This window comes from Arsukibacterium ikkense (assembly GCF_000987775.1).
In the GTDB taxonomy this organism is placed as follows: Bacteria; Pseudomonadota; Gammaproteobacteria; order Enterobacterales; family Alteromonadaceae; genus Alishewanella; species Alishewanella ikkense.
The window spans coordinates 309,475-330,597 of sequence record NZ_LAHO01000002.1; the positions used below are offsets into that span (position 1 = coordinate 309,475).

Below are 21,123 nucleotides of genomic sequence, written 5' to 3' on the forward strand. Positions count from 1 at the left end.
AATTTACCGCGGCAAATTGCTTATGCCTTGGCAGCCAATTCCATGCTACCAGCCTGTTTCAGCTGCATTCAGGCGGCAAATACTAACAGAATTTTTTGTTTAAGACAGCGACCCAGCCCCTTTTCTTTTTTTGCACACAGCCAAAAGCACTTCGCCTAAACCACTGTAATGACTGGCAACCACTTTACAAATCAGTTTCACACTCAATATATTATTCACTGTGACCCTTTACGTTGTGCACTGCCTTTATTTGCTGCAGGCAATTTGCCAGGCTTTGTTGCCATGGTGGCAAACTGAAACCTAACTGCTGCTGTAACTGCTGACTACTCAAGGCGCTATATGCCGGGCGTACAACATTTGAAGGCCATTGCTGGCTGCTAACCGCGCTAAGGTTAATCTGTCTGATGCTATGCTTTAGCATTTCCTGTGTCAGCTGATACCAGCTGCAAAAGCCCTGCCCTGCACAATGCAGCAACTGCGTGGTTGCAAAACGGCTAGCAAAGCGTTCTGCCGTAACCAGCCGAATACACAATGCTGCCAGCTCTCTGGCATAAGTAGGGCTGCCAATTTGATCAACCACCACTTTTAACGGCTCGCCCCGTTGGATTTTTTGCCAGATACTACGCACAAAATTATGACCAAATTCACTGTACAGCCAACTGGTACGCAGAATTAACCCAGCGGGCGCAATACTGAGCATCGCCTGCTCGCCTGCCAGTTTACTTTTACCATAGTGATTAAGCGGTGCCGTACTATCTGTTTCAGTATAGGGCTGCTGCTTAACACCATTAAAAACATAGTCGGTACTAAAATGCAGCAGTGCTGCGCCAGTGGCTTTAGCATAGTGACTGAGCACAGTCACTAACTGCTGGTTAACCTGATATGCCTGTGCAGGGTGCTGCTCGGCCTGCTCAACAGCGGTATAGCCACAGGCGTTAATAATGATAGCCGGATCATGCTGCCGCAGGCAGCGCCCTAATGCTGTCTGGTCAGTAACATCCAGTGCAGCACGCGGTATAAAGCTAAAGCGCTGGCGCTGCATCATGGGCAAAGCCATGGCTTCAGTTTGCAGGGCCTGCCCTAATTGCCCCGAAGCACCGAGCACCAGAATAGGCTCAGACATTTAAATCGGCAATATATTGAAAATGTGCAGCTAGCTCGCTTAGCATTGGCTGAGATAAATCTTTGGCAGATAGTCGCAGTTGTGCTGGTGCCAGAAGCCAGTTAATAGCCAGGGCCGGGTCAGCATAATGCAGACCGCAATCATCAACCGGGCTGTAATAATTATCAACCTTGTACTGCACCAGAGCCTGCTCACTTAAGGTGATATAGCCATGAGCAAAGCCACGCGGTACAAAAAGTTGCCTGGCTGAATTGGCAGATAATTCAGTTGTAACATGTTGACCAAAAGTCGGGCTGCCGAAGCGAATATCAACAATAATATCCAGCACTGAGCCTTGCACTACCCGCACCAGTTTTGCCTGGGCACAGGGCGGCTTTTGATAATGCAGGCCGCGTAATACGCCAAATTGTGATAAGGCTTCATTATCCTGGACAAAGCGCACACGGTAACCCAGTGCGTTGTCCAGCTGCTGTTGATGATAAGTTTCGGCAAAGTAGCCGCGCTGATCGGTATGTGCTTCCAGCTCCAGCAGCACAGCACCCGGTAACGCCAGTTTGCTGATTTTCATAGTGTGCCGTTAATGATGTTCACCCTGCCTATCTTACGCTAACACGCAGCAAACGAAAAAGGGCCAGTGTGATTTTTAACGTCACCCTGGCCCTTTTTTGTTCGGCTGAATTACAGCCTTAAATCTGCTTCATCGGCACTAAGCAGGTATTTCAGGTCGTACAGAATATGTGCGGGCTTAGCCAGGGCTTTGATACCCACCGCGCCCATCTCCCGGAATTGCTGATGCGCTACCGCCAGGATAATGGCATCGTAACTGCCTGGCTGCGGCGACTTGATTGGCGTAATGCCATACTCGTGCTCGGCCTGGCTGGCATCCACCCAGGGGTCGTATACGTCCGGGCTTACGCCGTATTCTTTTAACTCATTGACAATATCAATTACTTTGGTATTGCGAATGTCAGGACAGTTTTCTTTAAAGGTCAGGCCCATCAGTAACACTTTGGCACCCGCAACCTGGATGCGCTTTTTCACCATGGCTTTTACCAGTTCACTGACCACATAACGGCCCATGCTGTCGTTAATCCGCCGGCCGGCCAGAATCACTTCCGGATGGTAACCTATCGACTGGGCTTTATGGGTTAAGTAGTAAGGATCAACCCCGATACAATGTCCACCCACTAAACCGGGCCGAAATGGTAAAAAGTTCCACTTGGTGCCCGCGGCCAGTAATACCTCTTCGGTGTCGATGCCCAGTTTATTAAAAATAACCGCCAACTCATTAATCAGCGCAATATTTAAGTCACGCTGGGTGTTTTCAATCACCTTGGCCGCTTCAGCTACCCGGATACTGCTGGCTTTATAGGTACCGGCGGTAATGATACTGGCGTATAACGCATCAACCGTGGCGGCGATGGCAGGCGTTGAACCTGATGTCACTTTTTTAATGGTGGTAACCCGGTGCTCTTTATCGCCCGGGTTAATCCGCTCCGGGCTGTAGCCGGCATAAAAGTCGATATTGTATTGCAGGCCACTGACCCGCTCGATCACCGGTATGCAATCTTCTTCGGTGGCACCGGGGTATACCGTTGACTCATATATCACAATATCGCCGGGGCTGATGACTTTGCCCAGGGTTTCTGAGGCCTTGATTAACGGCGTTAAGTCCGGCCGGCGATGTTCGTCTATCGGCGTGGGTACCGTCACAATATAAATATTGGCACTTTTTAAATCGTCCAGCTGATGACTGAATTGCAGTTGACTGGCACTGGCCAGCTCTTCACTGCTGACTTCAAGCGTATGGTCGCTGCCGTTCTGCAGTTCGGCTACCCGCGCCTGATTAATATCAAAGCCCAGGGTCTGATAATGTTTACCGAACTCTACCGCCAGCGGCAGGCCGACATACCCCAGACCAATAATGGCCAGTTTTGCTTCTGTTAACGCTGTCATATCATTCCTTTTGCCATAATTATGCTGGTTGGGCAATGTACCAGGGCATAGCGACCGCTAAACCTTCGTTAATAGTGTGGCTGGGCAAATACCCCAGCATCAGCCTTGCTTTGCTGACATCAGCCTGTGAATGGCGTACATCCCCGGCCCGGAAATCGACATACTGCGGGCAGTGCGGGTAAGCAACACCATTGCTGGCCAGCGCGTTTTGAATCGCGCTGAACAGCTCATTCAGGGTGGTTCTGTCACCAACAGCTACGTTAAAAACTTCACTTTGCTCAATATTAGCTAAGGCAGCACGCAGGTTCGCCTGCACGGCATTGTCGACAAAGCAAAAATCACGGCTGGTTTCACCGTCGCCGTTGATCACCACTTTATCGCCGGCAATCATCGCAGCGGTCCATTTTGGTATAACTGCCGCATAAGCGCCATTTGGATCCTGCCGTGGCCCGAACACATTGAAATACCGCAAACCCACGCTATGAAAACCATAGCTGCGGCTGAAAACATCGGCATACAGCTCGTTGACATATTTGGTGATGGCATAGGGCGAAAGGGGTTTGCCAATATTGGCCTCTACCTTGGGCAGCGCCGGATGGTCACCATAAGTTGAACTGGAAGCAGCATAAACAAAACGCTTTACCCCCTCATCGCGGGCAGCAACCAACATATTCAGAAAACCGTCAATGTTTACTTCGTTAGTGGTAACCGGATCAGCCAGTGAGCGCGGTACTGACCCCAATGCAGCCTGATGCAGCACATAGTCAACGCCGCTAACGGCTTGCTGGCAATCTGCCGGATTGCGGATATCGCCTTTAATAAAGTGAAAACCTTGCCATTGCTCTGGGCTGACCAGGCGTTGCACTTCATCCAGATTGCGTTGGTGGCCGGTAGCAAAATTATCTAAGCCGGTAACGCGCTGGTTAGCGCTTAAAAGCGCCTGTAATAAATTCGAACCGATAAAACCGGCACAACCGGTAACCAGCCAATGCTGCGTTGCATTACCAGTATCAAAGTCGCTGATAACTTTGCCAAAATCCATTTTATCTCCATTTGAACACTTGTTTCTTAACCTGAAAGCGACTTTATCATACCATGGCTACCAAGCGGTTTTAAACTACTGTTTAGTCAGGCAGATCGCTGCTTATAGCTATGAATTTAGCGCCAGCTGCTGCTTAATTGCCGCAACAATACGCTGGCACGCCTGGCCATCACCATAGGGGTTATGAGCAAAACTCATGCTTTGATAATAATCGTTATCGGTCAGTAACCGGCTAACCTGCTCCACAATTTTCTGCCGATCAGTCCCCACCAGTTTTACCGTACCGGCAGTGACAGCTTCAGGCCGCTCTGTGGTATCGCGCATTACCAGCACCGGTTTGCCAAGCGATGGCGCTTCTTCCTGGATGCCACCTGAGTCAGTTAATACGATGGTGGCATTACTCATTAAATAGACAAATGGCAGGTAATCTTGTGGCGGAATAAGATGCACATTACTGACATCACTTAATAGCCGGTAAACTGGTTCGCGCACATTAGGATTTAAATGCACCGGATAAACAATATCGCAATCCGGGAAGGTTTTGGCCAAATCAGCCAGGGCCGCACAAATTTGCTCAAAACCATCGCCAAAACTTTCGCGGCGGTGGCCGGTAACCAGAATTAAACGCCGGCCATGCTGGCCATAAGGAAACTGGCTGGCAAAGGCGCGGTTTAGCTTGTCATCCTGGCCAATTTTGCTGACAACCTGCAACAAGGCATCGATTACCGTGTTACCGGTAACGATAATGCTGGCAGCAGCAACGTTTTCGGCCCGTAAATTAGCGGCAGAGGTTGCAGTAGGCGCAAAATGTAAGCGCGTCAGAGCACCGGTTAATTTGCGGTTTGCTTCTTCCGGCCAGGGGCTGTATATATTGCCGGTTCTAAGCCCTGCTTCGACATGGCCCACCGCAATTTTTTCATAGTAACAGGCCAGCGCCGCAGCAAAAGTAGTACTGGTATCACCGTGCACCAGCACAATGTCGGGCTGAAAATCACGCAATACCGGCTTAATTTTCAGTAAAATGCTGGTGGTAACGTCATACAAGTCCTGGCCGGCTTTCATAATCGCCAGATCATATTCCGGTTCTATGGCAAACAGGCTAAGCACCTGATCCAGCATCTCGCGATGTTGGCCGGTAACACATACCCGGCTGTCTATTGTGCTGTCGGCTTTTAGTAAATTGACCAGCGGCGCCATTTTAATGGCCTCGGGCCGGGTACCAAATACGCTGAGTACTTTAATCATAAAAGTCCTTTTAAAGTACTCCGCCCCCTTTTCAGACCCTGTTTACTTTTTAAACAAAGCAATAACGCTAAAAAGGCGGCAGAGTTAAGTTATTCACTGAAATTCGTCAAGGAAGTCGAGCATATCATCATCTAACTCCTCTTCCTCGGGCTTAGGTGGATTGCCATCGTAAATTTTGAACTGCTGGCGCTGAAAGTAAGACTCTTTGATAAAGGCATAGGGGTCAAGGGAATCGTCCAGCATTTGCTCCAGGTTCATTAATTGCTCACGGCTATCCAACGCATTAATAGCATAACGGGTAATGGTTAGCGGTGTATTCAGTAAGCCCAGTGGAAAATACAAACCATCTACAATGCCACCTGCAGTGCCGCGCACTGTGGTTGGCCCTCTGGCCGGGATCATCAGAAAGGCACCATCGCCGACGCCCCATACCGCCAGGGTCTGGTTAAAATCTTCATCAGCTTGTGCCAAACCAATTTGCGTGGCGACATCAAACAAGCCCAATACCCCTACCGTAGAATTCACTAAAAAACGCCCGGCGCTAACCGCCGCTTTACCAGGTTTGCCTTGCAGTAAACCATTAACAAAACTGGCCGGCTCATTCAGGTTTTCCACCACGTTAATCAAGCCCTTACGAGCGGGTTTAGGTACCACTGTCATATAACCGACGGTTGCAGGTCGCAGCAGGTATTTATCCAGCACATCGTAGTTAAAATCCCATAATGGCCGGTTAATTCGTTCCAGCGGATCGCGTGGGTCGACGTAAGGCACTGCCTGTACCGTAGCGGCTTCTGCCGCCTCACGATAGTCGTTGTCCTGGCTGACCTGCAGCCAGGGTTCAGGCTTGCTGGCGCAGCCAGTTAGCAGCAACAGTACCGCGATCAACAAGCTTGATAACAAACAGCGCTGGGGTTTAAATACGACCATGTCAGGGTTCCAAAGTCAGCGCGACGCTGAGTTTTATGTCAGTAAAGGTAAGTACGTCTGATTCTACCTGCACATCGCCTGGCATTTGCTCCACAGTGCCGGACTGTGACATTCTGGCCACCACGACTACTTGCTCAGCGTTACTCAGATTCCAGTCAGCTTGCATTGCCATTTTTTCTGTTAGCTGTAATTCCACCTCGCCACTGGGTAAGGGGATCCGCTGCACGGCTAACGGCAGACCAGACCCACCAATTGCCCTGGCAAACAAGAACAGGCTGGCATCCGGATTCGCCGCCGCCAGTGCCGGGTCGACGGTCAGATGGACCCGGATTTGCCGTCCCAGACTGCCGTTGCCATCCACACCCAGCTCGGTTAGCTTTGTCAGTACCAGCGGGTAGCGTGGGTCGGTTGGTTCCAGCTGCTCAGCCAGCAGACTCCAGGCTTTTATCGCTTCGCTGTTATCGCCTTTTTCATGGGCTATCAGTGCCATTAGTGACAAGGCATCCAGGTTTTCAGGCTCTGTCAGCAGCACTCTGGCGACGGCCCGCCCGGCACGCGCCAGGTTGTCATCTCCCCCGACCACAATCAGCGCCTGTGAAAAATTCAGCAGCAGCGGAATGCGGTTGGGGCTGAGCGCCAGTGCTTTTTCGAAAGCATCAATGGCATCTTCCATCAAGCCCAGTGACATCCAGATCCGCCCCAGCAGCATCCAGGCAATAGCATCATCACCATCAGATGCCAGCTTAGTGCGAAGTGCCAGCGCGAATAAACGGGTTTCATGTTCGGATAATGGTTCGCCCTGCCCCAGCAAAGAGCGTTCACCGTAACTGGTTAAATCAATTTTGGCTTGCTGCCAGTCTGCCAACTCGCTGTAATGGCCGTTAAAACGGTAGATTAACGCCACCAGGATCAAAACAACCAGCGCCAGGCCCAGATGCCACAACCGTTGCCGTTTGGGTTGGTGATAACGCACCGTTTGCTGCTGTTGCTGGTTAAACTGCTGCTTTAACTCGGCTGCGGCAGCAGCAAAATCCTGCTCAGCCAGCTCACCGCTATCACGTGCCAGCGCCAGTAATTGCAAACGTTCTTCAAATAATTGTAATGGTGTCTGGTTATTGGCCGCACTGGCCCGGCGCGGCCAGCTGATAATAATGGCGCTAAATGCCAGCATCAGCAGGGCGGCAAACAACAACGGCCATAACATCATTTTTTACTCCGGTATTGATCGATCAATTTATCCAGCTCAGCGTCAAGTTGTGCAGCGGGTTCAGCAGCCTCATTACTATCAGTGCTTAACTGCATGCGTCGGCGCTTAAACTGCAGCCAGCCTAAACCCAGCAACATCAGCAGCGGTGCCAGCCACAACAACAAGGTGTAACGGTTAAGCGGTGGCTGATAATGTACAAAGTAACCATAGCGGTCCACCATATAATCCAGCACCTCGGTCCGGCTGCTGCCCTGCATTACCATGTCGTAGGTTTTCTGGCGCATATCAACTGATACCACGGCATTGGAATCCGCAATATTCTGATTCTGACACTGCGGACAGCGCAGCTCGGCGGTCAGCTGTAAATACAAACGACGCTGCGTCTCATTGTCAAAGCTCAGCACCTCTTCCGTGGCCTGCACCGGCAAGGCTAGCAATAACAGTGCGAGCAAACCGCTTAGCATTCTCATGGGTTAGCTCCGTCTTGCTGACGCCATTGCTGGTAAACCGGTGCCAGTTTATTGCGCCATACCTGCGGATTAATATCGCCAATATGATGCGAGCGCACCATGCCGTTGCTATCAATGATAAAGGTTTCGGGGGCACCGCTTACCCCTAAATCTAACGCCAGGCTGCGCTTAACATCCAGAATATTAAACTGATACGGGTTGCCATGCTGTTGTAATTTGTTACTCACATCGGCTTGCAGTTCAGCTAAATCGAAGTGTTCGCCCAGCACTGGATCGGCAGGTAACACATAATATAAACCAACAATTTTTACACCCTGCTGGCTGAGCTCTGTCATATAGCTCAGCTCAGCATTACAGGTTGGGCACCAGGTGCCCCAGACATTCAGCAAAAAGGTTTCACCACGAAGCAGCTCAGGTTGCCACTGGTGATCGGGCTGCATCAGATCGGGCAAACTAAAGGCCGGCAATGCCCTATTAATGGTAACCGACTCACGTTCCATCGGGTTGGAAAATAACCCACTTAACAAAAACAATGCCAGGGTAAGAAACAACACCAACGGCAGGTAAAACAGCACTTTACGCATTGGCAGCTCCGGTTTTGTCTGTTGCTGCGGCTTGGCCGGCGCTGCCGGCATTGCTGCGCCTATAACGTTTATCAAGCAGTGCCACCAGCGCACCCAGTGCCATTAATAAGCCACCGAGCCATATCCAGCGCACAAAAGGTTTAACATATAAGCGCAGCGCCCACGCCTCGCCCGGCAACGCCTCGCCCAGTGACACGTAAAGGTCGCGGCTTAACCTGGCATGCACGGCCGATTCAGTCATCACTGTACGTTGTATAGTATAAAAGCGCTTCTCAGCATGTAGCTGGGTAAGCAACTGCCCCTTATCGTTATGCACTGTAATTTCTGCTGCTTCACCACCATAGTTTGGGCCAGTTAACGGGTACACCTCCAACAAGGTAAACTTGTACCCCGCCAGCGAAATACTGTCGTTAATTTGCATCCGCACGTCACGCTCAACGCTGTAAGTTTTGGTCATCGCCACACCGACCACCAACACGGCAAAGCCAATATGGGCAATGGTCATACCGTAATGACTGGCGTGCAGTTTAAAGGCGCCTTTGCTGACTGAGCCAAACTGGCTCATCCGCTGGTACAGCTCGTACAGCGCAGACAACCCCACCCAGGCCCCCAGTAACAGCCCCAGCAACGCCAGATTGGCCTGTACCGTTTGCATTGCGGCCAGGGTGCCAACTGCCAGGATCAGGCTGGCCACCGCGATTAAGCTGAACGGTCCCAGTAACGGCTTTACTGGTTGCTGTTTCCAACGCACCCAGGGGCCAAGCCCCAGCAACAAGGCAAACGGAATGGTCAGGTAATAGAACATCTGGTTAAAAAACGGCTCGCCAATAGAGATAGTGCCAAGCCCCAGCTCTTTATGAAACAGTGGAAACAAGGTACCTAAAAACACCACGAGAGTGGCCGTTAATAAAAAGACGTTATTGCCCCACAGCATGACTTCTCGCGAAAACAGCTGATAACGCGCCTGGCTGCGTACTGAGGTCATCCGGCTGGCATACAGCGCCAGCGAGCCACCAATAACCAGCAGCAAAAACACCAGTAAGAAAATACCGCGATCGGGGTCGGCGGCAAAGGAATGTACCGACACCAACACGCCGGAGCGCACTAAAAATGCTCCGACCAGGCTTAACGAAAAGGCGCCCAGCGCCAGCAATACCGTCCACGATTTAAAGGTGCCGCGTTTTTCCGTCACTGCCAGGCTATGCAGTAAGGCAGTACCCACTAACCAGGGCAGAAACGACGCATTTTCAACCGGATCCCAGAACCACCATCCGCCCCAGCCTAACTCGTGATAAGCCCACCAGCTGCCAAACATAATTCCCAGAGTTAAAAACAGCCAGGCCGCCAGGGTCCAGGGCCGGGCCCAACGCGCCCAGGTGCTGTCAAACTTACCGCCAATCAGTGCAGCGATGGCAAAGGCAAACGACACGGCAAAGCCGACATAGCCCATATACAGCAGCGGCGGATGGATAATCATGCCAAAATCCTGCAGTAATGGGTTTAAGTCCATGCCCTCTACCGGATAAAATGGCAAGCTGCGGGCAAAGGGGTTAGACATAAATAACGAGAAGGCAATAAAGCCAATGTTAATCAGCCCCAATACGCCCAGAATGCGCCCCTGCATTAGCAGCGGTAACCCTTTGGAAAATATCGCCACCAATGCAGTCCAGCCGGCCAGCATTAATATCCAAAGCAGCATTGAGCCCTCGTGCGAGCCAAAGCTGGCGGTAATTTGGTAATACCAGGGCAAAATAGAACTGGAGTTAGTCGCTACGTTAATCACGGTGAAATCGCTGGTTAAAAAGGCATGAACCAGCGCCAGTTTAGCCAGCAAACAAAATATAAACAGGCCTATTGCCAGTGGTTTAGCTTGCAACAAGGCCCGCTGGTTACCACTGAAACTGCCATACAAGGGTACGACTGCCAACAACACCGACAGTGCGAGGGCGAAGGTCAGCGCCAGCTGGCCATATTCAGCTATCATTGCTCTGCCCCTTAATACGTTGGTTTATCGGTTGGTTTGCTGTAGCTGCTGCCAGACGAACTGTCACCAGAAGCGAAGTTGGCCTGTGACGGCGGTATATGGCGGATCCCTTTCATCGCTTCCGCCACCTCAGCCGGCATATATTCCTCATCATGCTTGGCCAGCACTTCGCTGGCCTGAATTAAATCGGGCGCCAGTAAAGTGCCCTGGGCAACAATGCCCTGACCTTCCCGGAATAAATCAGGCAATATGCCCTCAAACTCCACCCAGACTGTAGGCCCTATATCAACCAGCTGAAAACGCACCTTTAAACTTACTGCGTCCCGCGAGACACTGCCCGGCACTACCATGCCGCCAATGCGCAGGCGCTGGCCCACTACTGGCTTAACTTTGTCTTTGCCCAGGCCTTCTACTAACTGGGTAGGGGTGTAAAATAAATCAATATTTTGCTGTAATGCATACAGCATGGCGCCAACGGCACCAGCAATCAGGCTGATAATCAGTAAGATCGAAAAAAGGCGTTTCTGGCGTCTTGGTTGCATTAGACTTGTTGCTCCTGATACTGCTTAACTCGTTGTTCACGGGCAATGCTGGCGGTAAGCTGCTGTTTAAATTGCTTTTGCTGGTATGCGCTGACCGCAATCAGGCCCAAAAGCAGCAGATAGGTCACTCCAAATGATAACCAGACAAAAAAGCCATAGCCACCCATGGCCAGAAAATCGCTAAACGACTGAAAATACATAGTTAACCTCCCACCAGCTTTCTGACCCATGGCCGGTGCTGCTCGTTCACTAAAATTGCGGTGCGCAACCGCAAACAGGTTAATGCCAGCAGTAACAGCGCAAAAGCCAGAATACTAATTAACAGCGGCCACAGCATACTGGGGTCTATTGACGGCTTGGCAAATTTGGTAATGCTGGCGCCCTGGTGCAGAGTATTCCACCATTCCACTGAAAAATGAATAATGGGTAAGTTGATCACCCCCACCAACGCCAGTAAACTAGCCACTTTATTGCCAACCTGGCGGTCACTGAAGGCGCCGTGTAAGGCAATAACACCTAAGTACAAAAATAACAGAATAAGTTCCGAGGTTAAGCGGGCATCCCATACCCACCAGGCCCCCCACATCGGTTTGCCCCAGGCCATGCCGGTGATCAGCGCAATAGCGGTATACACAGCCCCTATCGGCGCAATGGCCAGCACAGCCCAGTGCGCTACCTTAATCTGCCATACCAGCGCCACAAAAGCCGCACTGGCCATGGCAGCGTATGCTCCCATTGACATAATGGCCGATGGCACATGAATATGAATAATCCGGTAGCTGTCGCCCTGCTGATAATCGGCCGGGGTAAACGCCAGGCCCCAGATATTACCAAGCAGCAACAAGGCCAGCGCACTGACCATCAGGTAAGGTAATAGCTTGCCGCATAAATGGTACAGCGTTTCACTTTTTGCGTAGGGATCTAACCACTTAAACATATCAACTCACATTAATTCGCAAAGCACTGGTAACGGCCATCGGCACCAGGGCTAACGCCAATAATAACATGGCCAGCAAAATGGCCAACTGTCCCTGATAGTTCAGCCCCATACTGGCAGCTTCAATAGCACTGCTGGCAAAAATTAATAGCGGAATATACAGTGGCAGGATTAATAGTGCCAGTAAAATGCCGCCTTTATCCGCTGCCATGGTAAGTGCAGAACCCAGCACGCTAAGCAAACTGAGTAAGGGCGTTCCCAGCAGCAAGGTTAATGCCATAGCCAGCAATGCAGCTTGTTCCAGGCCGAGCAACAAGGCCACTACTGGTGATAACAGGATTAACGGTAAGCCAGTGCTGAGCCAGTTAGCAAAGGTTTTTGCCAGTACAAATGCCAGTAAACTCTGTCGTCCGGCGACCAGTTGCTCTATAACACCATTGCGATAGTCATCCTTAAACAAGCGTTCGGCCGCCAGCAAGACACTTAACAAGGCGGCAATCCATACCACTCCCGGAGCAATAATACGTAGCATATTGGGCTCTGGCCCAACCCCTAACGGAAACAAGCTAAGCACGATAATAAAAAACAAAATAGGGTTTAACCAGTCCGCTTTTTGCCTGGCCAGCAGGCGCAACTCGCGTTGCAGAAATATCCGGCTTACCATCGGTACGCTAACTCCAGCTGGATTAATGACGGAAATGGCAATGTCAGTGTTTGGTGTGTGGTCAGAATAATTGCGCCACCCTGTTGCAGATGATAAAGCATATGCTGCTGCAACAGGCTAATCGCACCTTGGTCGAGCGCGGTAAAGGGCTCATCCAGGATCCAGATTTGCGCCGGAGTTAACCACAACCTGGCCAGCGATACCCGTCGTTGCTGCCCGGCAGATAACATCCGGCACGGCACATCTTCCAGCCCGGCCAAACCAAGCTGTGCCAATAAGGCCCAGTCATCACCCCGCTTCAGATTAGCGGCTGAGCGCCAGAAACTTAAATTTTCCAGCGCTGTTAATTGTTCATGTATGCCGCTTTGATGGCCGATATAACACAGATTAGCGCAATAAGCTGGCAAGCTTTGCGCCAATGGCTTAGCCTGATAGCAAAGCTCGCCATCATCTGGCTGGGCTAAACCGGCTAAAATACGCAACAATGAGCTTTTACCAGCACCATTTTTGCCCTGGATTTGCAGTAACTGACCGGCGTTCAGTTGCAAAGATAACTGGGTAAATAACACCCGCTCTTGCCGAACGCAACTTAAGTGGTTGCCTTGCAATAAAAGCTGGCCGGTATTTGCTGGAAATGGCTGCGTTATGTTCACTGGCCTCGGTATCGACTGCAGTTAAAATTGGGCGCATAGTAGCATAGTGCAACCGGAATACGAATCAGATCCACGGTCTGTACCGTGACTAACCAGGGAAATTATGAACCAGATCAATCTGGACAAGTTATTAAAAAGCCCGGTAGCGGGAGCTGGCAGCAATGCGGCTCTCAACACGGGCGACGTTAAACTACTGGTGGGAGAAATGTACAGCGCCCGCTTACAAACCTTAGCTGACGCCGGAAGATTGCAGCTGCAAACGCCGCAAGGCCGACTGAACATCAGCTTGCCACTGCAGCTTGGCCAGCAAATCAGCCAGCAGTTTGGCCTGCAAATGCAGGTAAGCCTGAGCCCTGCAGCCAATAACCAGTTAAACCTGAGCTTGCAAAGCCTGCCTGGCGCCACCAGCAGTATTCCACTTAACCCCACCCAGCTGCAGCCGGTACTGAGCCAGTGGCTGAGCCAGCAACTGCCGCAACTTACTAAAGCCATACCCAGCGCTCCAGGCACAGCAGCTGGCAATACGCTGACCCTGGCAGTGCAACTGCTGCAGAACAGTGGCCAGTTGCAACTGGCCGGTGCAGGCCAGAACAGCGGCATGTTACTCACCTTAAGTCAGCAAGAGCTGCTGGCCGTGACCAAGCTTATCCAGCAGCTGGCGGGCGGGCCAACCCAGCACAATACGCAGCGCCAACCACTGCTGCTGCGCTTTGAATTTACGCAAAGTGCGCAACCACTGCAGCTAAGCTTACAAACAACGGTATCCGCGCAAACGTCAACCCCAGGCGCCGCACTGTTACTAAGTGCTGCCAGCCAGCAGCAGCTGTTGCAGGCCCTGCTGGGCCAGCTTGCCCCGGTTAAACAGCTAACCTTACCGGGAGCTGAAAAAATCAGCCTGGGCCAGCTTAGCATCAGTATCCCGCCACAACTTGCGGCAAACCTTGCCGATACCTTTAGTGCCAGAGCGCAAACCAGTATTAATGCTAATGGTTTACCTTTGCTGCTGCAGTTGCAAGCCCCGACGACGATCAACGGCCAGTGGCAACTGCTGATCCAGCCTGCGCCGCAAAGCCAGCAGTTAAACCTGCCAGCTAACCTGCTTGAGCGATCTGTGCAGTGGCAACCCAGCAATAGCAAAATGGCTGCCACACCACAGCCTGCTGTTAACGTCGGCAGCACAATACTCAATAGCCCGGCAGCAGAGAGCAGACAGCAGGCCTGGCGCAACCTGCTGCCGCTGTTATCCCAACCTATGTTACAGCCGAATAACCTGCCCAATTTACCCGAGCCATTACAACGGCTGTTTAGCCAAATTCAGCAAAGCCTGCCAGACATCAGCAAGCCGCTGGCGCCGCCGGTGTTAGCTGCGCAGATTAATGCCCTGCTGCAATTTCAGCCACTGCAAAGCCAGCCCAATATGCAAACGGCCGGCGGGACTCTGGCCTTAGCCATTCAGTTATTGTTAGGCCATTTAAGCCAGAAACAGCTAAGCCCCGCCAATACTGCGCCTGCCAACCGGCTCAGCCAGCTGGTTTCGCAGCTGGATACCACTCAGGCAGGCACCGCGCTGCGTCAGTTGGCCAGTTTAAGCAGCCCCTTGCAGCAGAGCCAGTTAGCCACCCTGGATGCCCAAAGCCAGCTTCAACAGTGGTTATTGCAATTACCATTGCAGCAGCAAGGCCAAACCATTTTGCCGCAACTATTACTGGAGCAACGCGAAGCCGACGGCAAAAGCAGCGGCGACAAACAAAAGCAGTGGCAACTGACCATGAAATTTGACTTGCAGCAATATGGTAACCTGCTGGCCGTAGCGAAGTTGCAGCAGCAGGATTTACAACTGCAGTTTTATACCGACCATAACCAGGCGCTGCATCTGGCAGAAAAATTTCTGCCACTGCTAAAAGACCGCTGTGCTGCACAAGGGTTAACCATTAGCAAAGCCGAGTGTCAGCTGGGCAAAATTCCCGACAGCCTGCTGCCACGTCACAATAGCCTGCTCACCGTGAAAGTATAAGGACCAAACAGTATGTCGGATCCTGACAAGCAACGCAGTAACGCCCAGAAAAGTGCCACGGCGCTAAAGTACGATGGCAAGTCAGCGCCCACTATCGTTGCTAAAGGCCATGGCGAGCTGGCCGACGATATTATTGCCCTGGCCAGAGAGCATGGGGTACTGGTTCACCAGGATGATGAACTAAACCGGTTGCTAAGCCAGTTACAGCTGGGCGATAACATTCCCAAAGAGCTATATATTGTGATCGCTGAGCTGATTGCCTTTTCCTATGTGCTGCAGGGTAAATTCCCCGAGCAGTGGCACAACATTCACCAGCGGATAGATTTAAAAACCTGAAAAGGAGGAGTGAAAATAATTAGGATTTTGCCTGATGCAGATTGAGCAGCAGTTCGGCCTCGGCACGGGGGAGCTCGCATTCGCGCATAATTTCGTCTAAATCCGCACCCAACTGGACCATTTTCATCGCCCGGGTATAAATTTTACTTTCAGGATCGGTTAACGACATGGCTTGTTGCTGCTCAGCCAGTTCGCTGTAGGCGCCCTGCAGTTGCTGCAGTTCATGCTCCAGCTGCTGCACCCGCTGATCGAGGGTTAGCACTCGCTGCCCAACGCCAATAATGCCGGCACGTAACTCTTCGGTTTCGCTTTGCGAGGCAGACAATTGCTGCTGGCTGAGCTCCAGTTGCTGGTTTAGTACCGCCAGCTGACTATCACTGGCTTTACGTTGCCGCTGCAGCTGGCTGTATAATACGGCAAACAGCAGAACAACAACGATAGCCTGGCCCAGCATCCATGCGCTCATGGTGAATTCTCCACTCACAGGCTGTTAACTTCTTCCCACTCTTCATCGTTGAGCAGTTTGTTTAAATCAACCAGGATCAGCAGCTCGCCCTCGCGATTCGATACCCCCTGAATAAAGCGGGCACTTTCATCGGTACCAACATTCGGCGCCGTATCCACTTCGGATTGTTTCAGGTATACCACTTCAGCCACGCTATCAACCAGAATGCCGATAACCTGCCGCTCGGCTTCAATGATCACGATGCGGCTATTATCAGTGACATCGCCAGGGGCCAGGCCAAAACGGGCTCGGGTATCTATTACTGTCACCACATTACCACGCAGGTTAATAATGCCCATGACATATTCAGGAGCGCCCGGCACCGGTGCTATTTCGGTATAGCGCAGAACTTCCTGCACCTGCATTACATTGATACCATAAGTTTCCTCCTGCAAGCGGAAGGTAACCCACTGTAATACCAAATCGGTATTTTCTTTTTTGCTGGTTGTCTTTGCCTGACTATTGCTCATATACCGCTCCTGTAATTTGTGCTGCCTGCTCAGGCATGAATGTCCTGACCGCGATTAAGTAAGTTAATCATAGCTTCGACATCAACTAAAACACACATATGCTTTTTAATTAATCCTGCCATCCAGGGTCTTTTGCCATCGGTTTCACGCCACTTTACCTCATCCTGCTCCAGGCTGACGGTATTGATCAGGGTTTCACAGCTCAGGCCCCAATTGCTGGTACCCAGCATAATAACATACTGATAGTTTAGCTTTTGCTGTAAGTTCTGATCATATTTTTCTGGCATAACCCAGCGGGCACTGTCTACCACATTGATTTTTTGTTGCCGATACAGCATCACACCCTTAAACCAGGCCGGCTTGCCAAACAAACTGTTTATGTCACCCAGTTGATGGATACCACCCAATTCCTTCAGTGGCACGGCCAGTTTTAAACCGGCCACATTGAAAAACAGCGCCTGAAACCGTCCTTGCCGATAGTCTTTTTCAGCACGTTGCACTGCTGGCTCAGCCGCTCCGGGCACCCCCAGCCGCTGCGCTATCGGGATATCCCGGCTTTGCACCACAGGTTGTTGTGCTGGCATGGTTTGCTGAACCACTGGCTGTGACACCGCCGGCGCCGGTTTCATCTCTGTTGCCTGGCGAACCTTTGGCTCAGCTACTTTCGCCACTGGGCTTGCCTGCGCCAGCAGACGGTTAAGCTCCTGGGTTTTCGCATCTTCAACCAGACTGGTTTCGGTGGCACCATCATCGGTTAATAATGCTGACAAATAGTGCTGCATCACCTTCTGGCTGGCAATTAAACTGCTCATTATGCCTCCGGCGCCAGCTGCAGCAAGTAAGTTAACAAGGTATTGTAAGCAAACACGCCGCGGGAGGCCGGTGCAAACACATTCGGCGGGGTTTGCGCTTCACTGGCATCACGAAACTTGGTATCGACTGGCACTACCGCCGACCAGACTTTATCCTGGTAAGTCGCTTTTAATGCCTTGTAAGCTTCCAGTGATGCTTTGGTTCTTTTGTCATACATGGTGGGAATTATAGTAAAGGCATAGTCTTTTTGCTGCGAGCTGCGCATTAATGCCATGGTGGCAATCATCCGCTCTAAGCCTTTTAATGCCAGAAACTCGGTTTGTACCGGAATAAGGATACGATTACAGGCAGCAATGGCATTCACCATCAGCACCCCCATTACGGGCGGGCAGTCAAGCAGCACATAGTCGTATTCCTGTTTCACTTTTTGCAGGGCTTTCTTTAAGATTAAGCCCATGCCCCCTTTGTTACCGAGCGAGCGGTCCAGCGTAGCCAGGGCCATTGAGGATGGCAAAATGTCGAGATTATTAACGCCACTGGGACATAACGACTGCAGAATTTCTTCGCGGGTGATGTCTTTACCCCGGATAAAAATATCGTACACACTGTTTTCCAGCTCTTCGGCATCAATACCAAAATAGTAGGTCAGCGAGGCGTGCGGATCAGTATCGACTAACAATACCCTAAAACCACGTTCTGCCAGCAGCCCGCCTAAAGTAACCGTAGTAGTGGTTTTACCCACCCCGCCTTTTTGATTTGCAATAGTCCAAATTACCACATTCAGGGTTCCTGTTGTTCGGGCAGTGCATCTGGATTGTCCTGACGGGTGGTAATTCTTACCCCACCACCTGGCAACGCTATCACTCTGATACTGCCATCATCCTGAGTAAGCGGTTGCAACTGTTGTTGCCGCTCGTCACCCTCATACTGCTCGGGCTCACTGGGCATATAGCCATAGCGCGACAAAGCAATCACCACTTTCCGGTTTGCTGCCCGCCCCTCTGCCGTTGTGTTGCTGCTGGCAGGATAATGCTGTCCAAAACCTTCAATGGCCATCCGGTGTGACGGCGTATCCAGACTCTCTAACACCCGTAATACCGAAGTGGCACGGGCCACTGACAACTCCCAGTTGGACGAAAATAACTCGTTATTAATCGGCTGGTCGTCGGTATAACCCCGAATACGGATAAAATTATTGATGGGGTTAATAATGTCGGTAATTTCAGTTAACAAGGTGCGGGCTGAGCTGGTTGCCGTGGCACTGCCACTGGCAAACAGTAAACCGCTGCTCAGCTCAATAATCAACCAGTTTTCATCCCGTTGAATATCCACCACACCCTGTTCTATTAAATTTGCCAGTGCCTGGGTCAGCTCCTGCTCCAGCGATACTAACGGGCTGCCAAGATGTTGCTGGCGTACATCGGACAGGGTGCTGGCATCGGCAACCAGCTCCGGCCCTTTGGCGCTTTCCAGCGAACTGCCGTACTGGCTGAAATCACTTTGCGGTGCCGCTTGCGGCAACACACCACTGCCACTCACCCCACTACCCTGCCTGGCTGGCCGTTCAAACACATTGGTCAGGGTATCAGCTAAGGCGCTATATTCTTCATCTTTCACCACCGACATCGCATACAGCACCACAAACAAAGCAAACATCAATGTCATATAGTCAGCATACGACACTAGCCAGCGATCAAGCTGCTCTGGTTCAACGTGTTGATGTTGTTGCTTATGCCGGTACATAACGATTAGCTCAACCGATATGCGGCGAGCTTACGCTCAATATTACGCGGGTTTTCACCCTGGGCAATTGATACCAGGCCTTCAACAATGAGTTCATGATACAAAGTGTGCTGGTGTACCAGGCTCTTTAACTTATTACCTACCGGAATAAACACCAGATTGGCAAATCCAACGCCATAAATGGTTGCAACAAAAGCCGTAGCCACCCCCATTCCCAGTAATTTCGGTTCAGAAATATTAGACATTGCCTGAATTAAACCCAGCACTGCCCCCACAATACCGATAGTTGGGCTATAACCGCCCATCGCCTCAAAAATCCGGGCACCACGCAATAAGCGTTCACGCTCCAGGGTAAGCTCGGCATCCAGCGTATCTTGCAGTACTTTGGCTTCGACCCCGTCTACCAGTAAATTTAAACCACGATGCAAAAACGGATCACTTTCTTCTACTGCGGCTGATTCAAGCGACAAGAAGCCATTGGTTCTGGCTGACGTGCCCCAGCTGACAATTCGCTCAACCGTGTTTTGCATCGGCAGGCTTTGTGGCCGTAATACCCAGGGTAGCATCCCCAGCCCCAGCTGAAACTGCGGCCATGGCGTTTGCAACATCACGGCACCAACGGTACCGCCCACTACAATGATAAAAGCAGGTAAATGCAGTAAGGTTGTCAGACTTCCGCCCTCGAGCATAAAGCCACCAGCTACCGCCAGCACCGCCAGTAAAAAACCACTGATTGCCAGTTTATCCATGTTTCACTTCCGTTGTCAGTCGGCTGGCCACCTCATTTAAGCTGACCTCAAGATCCATTAAACCCGCCGCTGCTATTGCCTGCGGCATGCCATAAACCACACAACTGGCTTCATCCTGGGCCCACACCCGCGAACCCGCTTGTTTTAACATTCTGGCCCCTTCCCGGCCATCTGAGCCCATACCGGTTAGCACCACAGCAAGTACCTTATCCTGAAATACCCGTGCAGCGGTGGCGAAAGTGACATCAACGCTGGGTTTAAAGGTAATGCGTGGTGAGTCATCTTCTTTAATTCGCAACCGGGCCTGGTTGTCACTGCCTTCAACTAACATTTGTTTACCACCAGGTGCCAGATAAGCTACGCCGGGACGCAACACATCGTTATCCTCGGCTTCTTTAATTTCAATTTTTGACAAGCTATTCAGGCGCTGGGCAAAAGCGCCGGTAAAGGCCGCAGGCATATGTTGAATTAAAATAATTGGTAGTGGGAAATCGGCCGGTAAGTTTGTCAGGATGCGTTGCAGTGCCACCGGTCCTCCGGTAGAGGTACCAATAGCCACCAACTTATAACTTTTGCCGCTGGCTTTAAAACTGGCGCCAGCCAGGGTTTTACTACCAAGGCGCTCGGTCAGCTGTGGCCGGCCAAGGGCGCCACGGGTCAGGCTGCCCTGGCTTACAGGCGTAACAGGTCTGTTCATATCGCTGCTGGCGGTGTTACTGACAGTGTTACTGAAGGTGCTGCGTCCCAGCGGCCTTTTGCGGGCAACAGCTTTTACTCTTTCCCGCAACACATTACCCGCTTCTTCTTTGTCACGGGCAATATCTTCAAACTTCTTCGGCAGAAAATCAACCGCGCCAGCATCCAGCGCATCGAAAGTGGCTTTGGCGCCTTCATGCGTTAACGATGAAAACATTAAGATGGGTATACGCTGGGTTTTTAGTATTTCCCGCACCGCACTGATACCGTCCAGCACCGGCATTTCGATATCCATGGTGATGACATCAGGTTTCAGCGCCAGCGCTTTGCTAACCGCATCACGACCATCACTGGCGGTATCAATAACCTCCAGTTGTGGGTCTGAATTCAGAATTTCCGTCAGGCGACGGCGAAAAAAACTGGAATCATCTACAATCAGCACCCTGATCGTCATGCGGCACTC

Annotated in this window: 24 protein-coding genes; 2 read left to right on the forward strand and 22 right to left on the reverse strand. The window is 51.3% G+C overall.

The window, feature by feature from the left end; all coding sequences use genetic code 11:
• Window positions 1-211: 211 nt before the first annotated feature.
• From rfbD to ccmA, 15 genes are all read right to left on the reverse strand, one after another.
• Window positions 212-1,123, reverse strand: a complete 912-nt coding sequence (rfbD, locus tag WG68_RS03405; RefSeq protein ID WP_046556236.1) for a dTDP-4-dehydrorhamnose reductase — start codon at window positions 1,121-1,123, stop codon at window positions 212-214.
• Complete coding sequence (gene rfbC / locus WG68_RS03410) at window positions 1,116-1,691, reverse strand: dTDP-4-dehydrorhamnose 3,5-epimerase (protein ID WP_046556237.1); 576 nt, start codon at window positions 1,689-1,691, stop codon at window positions 1,116-1,118. The genes rfbD and rfbC overlap by 8 nt, the downstream gene beginning before the upstream one ends.
• Window positions 1,692-1,801: 110 nt before the next feature.
• Window positions 1,802-3,079 carry a Vi polysaccharide biosynthesis UDP-N-acetylglucosamine C-6 dehydrogenase TviB gene (gene tviB / locus WG68_RS03415; RefSeq protein ID WP_046556238.1) on the reverse strand — a complete coding sequence of 426 codons (1,278 nt, stop codon included), beginning with the start codon at window positions 3,077-3,079 and terminating at the stop codon, window positions 1,802-1,804.
• Between the two features lie 19 nt (window positions 3,080-3,098).
• Complete coding sequence (locus tag WG68_RS03420; protein WP_046556239.1) at window positions 3,099-4,121, reverse strand: SDR family oxidoreductase; 1,023 nt, start codon at window positions 4,119-4,121, stop codon at window positions 3,099-3,101.
• 108 nt (window positions 4,122-4,229) lie between these two features.
• Window positions 4,230-5,366 carry a non-hydrolyzing UDP-N-acetylglucosamine 2-epimerase gene (gene wecB / locus WG68_RS03425; protein WP_046556240.1) on the reverse strand — a complete coding sequence of 379 codons (1,137 nt, stop codon included), beginning with the start codon at window positions 5,364-5,366 and terminating at the stop codon, window positions 4,230-4,232.
• 93 nt (window positions 5,367-5,459) lie between these two features.
• On the reverse strand, window positions 5,460-6,293 hold the full coding sequence (locus WG68_RS03430; RefSeq protein ID WP_152663018.1) for an MlaA family lipoprotein: 834 nt from the start codon (window positions 6,291-6,293) through the stop codon (window positions 5,460-5,462).
• Window position 6,294: 1 nt separating this feature from the next.
• On the reverse strand, window positions 6,295-7,500 hold the full coding sequence (gene ccmI, locus WG68_RS03435) for a c-type cytochrome biogenesis protein CcmI (RefSeq protein WP_200897528.1): 1,206 nt from the start codon (window positions 7,498-7,500) through the stop codon (window positions 6,295-6,297).
• Window positions 7,497-7,970 (reverse strand): cytochrome c-type biogenesis protein, encoded by a 474-nt coding sequence (locus WG68_RS03440; protein ID WP_046556241.1) that lies wholly within the window; start codon window positions 7,968-7,970, stop codon window positions 7,497-7,499. The genes ccmI and WG68_RS03440 overlap by 4 nt, the downstream gene beginning before the upstream one ends.
• The gene (locus WG68_RS03445) at window positions 7,967-8,554 is read right to left on the reverse strand and encodes a DsbE family thiol:disulfide interchange protein (protein ID WP_046556333.1); all 588 of its coding nucleotides are present in this window, start codon (window positions 8,552-8,554) and stop codon (window positions 7,967-7,969) included. The genes WG68_RS03440 and WG68_RS03445 overlap by 4 nt, the downstream gene beginning before the upstream one ends.
• Entirely contained in the window at window positions 8,547-10,538 is a 1,992-nt protein-coding gene (locus WG68_RS03450) for a heme lyase CcmF/NrfE family subunit (RefSeq protein ID WP_046556242.1), read from the reverse strand. Before WG68_RS03450 ends, WG68_RS03445 begins: the two co-directional genes overlap by 8 nt.
• A gap of 11 nt (window positions 10,539-10,549) precedes the next feature.
• Window positions 10,550-11,080 carry a cytochrome c maturation protein CcmE gene (gene ccmE, locus WG68_RS03455; RefSeq protein ID WP_046556243.1) on the reverse strand — a complete coding sequence of 177 codons (531 nt, stop codon included), beginning with the start codon at window positions 11,078-11,080 and terminating at the stop codon, window positions 10,550-10,552.
• Complete coding sequence (gene ccmD / locus WG68_RS03460) at window positions 11,080-11,280, reverse strand: heme exporter protein CcmD (protein WP_046556244.1); 201 nt, start codon at window positions 11,278-11,280, stop codon at window positions 11,080-11,082. The genes ccmE and ccmD overlap by 1 nt, the downstream gene beginning before the upstream one ends.
• Before the next feature lie 2 nt (window positions 11,281-11,282).
• Window positions 11,283-12,017, reverse strand: a complete 735-nt coding sequence (locus WG68_RS03465) for a heme ABC transporter permease (RefSeq protein ID WP_046556245.1) — start codon at window positions 12,015-12,017, stop codon at window positions 11,283-11,285.
• Between the two features lies 1 nt (window position 12,018).
• Window positions 12,019-12,681, reverse strand: a complete 663-nt coding sequence (gene ccmB, locus WG68_RS03470) for a heme exporter protein CcmB (RefSeq protein ID WP_046556246.1) — start codon at window positions 12,679-12,681, stop codon at window positions 12,019-12,021.
• Window positions 12,675-13,334, reverse strand: coding sequence for a cytochrome c biogenesis heme-transporting ATPase CcmA (gene ccmA, locus WG68_RS03475; RefSeq protein ID WP_046556247.1), 660 nt, complete (start codon window positions 13,332-13,334; stop codon window positions 12,675-12,677). Before ccmA ends, ccmB begins: the two co-directional genes overlap by 7 nt.
• A 103-nt stretch (window positions 13,335-13,437) precedes the next feature.
• Between ccmA and WG68_RS03480 the strand changes: the two genes are divergently transcribed.
• Complete coding sequence (locus tag WG68_RS03480; protein ID WP_052748940.1) at window positions 13,438-15,348, forward strand: flagellar hook-length control protein FliK; 1,911 nt, start codon at window positions 13,438-13,440, stop codon at window positions 15,346-15,348.
• A gap of 12 nt (window positions 15,349-15,360) precedes the next feature.
• The gene (locus WG68_RS03485; protein ID WP_046556248.1) at window positions 15,361-15,684 is read left to right on the forward strand and encodes an EscU/YscU/HrcU family type III secretion system export apparatus switch protein; all 324 of its coding nucleotides are present in this window, start codon (window positions 15,361-15,363) and stop codon (window positions 15,682-15,684) included.
• A 19-nt stretch (window positions 15,685-15,703) separates the two neighbouring features.
• Here the strand turns inward: WG68_RS03485 and WG68_RS03490 are convergent, their stop codons facing one another.
• From WG68_RS03490 to WG68_RS03520, 7 genes are read right to left on the reverse strand one after another with little or no spacing between them, the layout of a single operon-like run.
• Window positions 15,704-16,150, reverse strand: coding sequence for a DUF2802 domain-containing protein (locus WG68_RS03490; RefSeq protein ID WP_046556249.1), 447 nt, complete (start codon window positions 16,148-16,150; stop codon window positions 15,704-15,706).
• Window positions 16,151-16,164: 14 nt separating this feature from the next.
• On the reverse strand, window positions 16,165-16,659 hold the full coding sequence (locus WG68_RS03495; protein ID WP_046556250.1) for a chemotaxis protein CheW: 495 nt from the start codon (window positions 16,657-16,659) through the stop codon (window positions 16,165-16,167).
• A gap of 29 nt (window positions 16,660-16,688) precedes the next feature.
• Window positions 16,689-17,471 (reverse strand): chemotaxis protein CheW, encoded by a 783-nt coding sequence (locus tag WG68_RS03500; protein WP_046556251.1) that lies wholly within the window; start codon window positions 17,469-17,471, stop codon window positions 16,689-16,691.
• Window positions 17,471-18,250: a ParA family protein gene (locus tag WG68_RS03505; protein ID WP_046556252.1), complete on the reverse strand. Its 780-nt coding sequence runs from the start codon at window positions 18,248-18,250 to the stop codon at window positions 17,471-17,473. The genes WG68_RS03500 and WG68_RS03505 overlap by 1 nt, the downstream gene beginning before the upstream one ends.
• Window positions 18,251-18,252: 2 nt before the next feature.
• Window positions 18,253-19,215: a flagellar motor protein MotB gene (locus WG68_RS03510; RefSeq protein ID WP_046556253.1), complete on the reverse strand. Its 963-nt coding sequence runs from the start codon at window positions 19,213-19,215 to the stop codon at window positions 18,253-18,255.
• 5 nt (window positions 19,216-19,220) lie between these two features.
• Window positions 19,221-19,964: a flagellar motor protein gene (locus tag WG68_RS03515; protein WP_046556254.1), complete on the reverse strand. Its 744-nt coding sequence runs from the start codon at window positions 19,962-19,964 to the stop codon at window positions 19,221-19,223.
• Window positions 19,957-21,114 (reverse strand): protein-glutamate methylesterase/protein-glutamine glutaminase, encoded by a 1,158-nt coding sequence (locus WG68_RS03520; RefSeq protein WP_046556255.1) that lies wholly within the window; start codon window positions 21,112-21,114, stop codon window positions 19,957-19,959. Before WG68_RS03520 ends, WG68_RS03515 begins: the two co-directional genes overlap by 8 nt.
• Window positions 21,115-21,123: the final 9 nt, after the last annotated feature.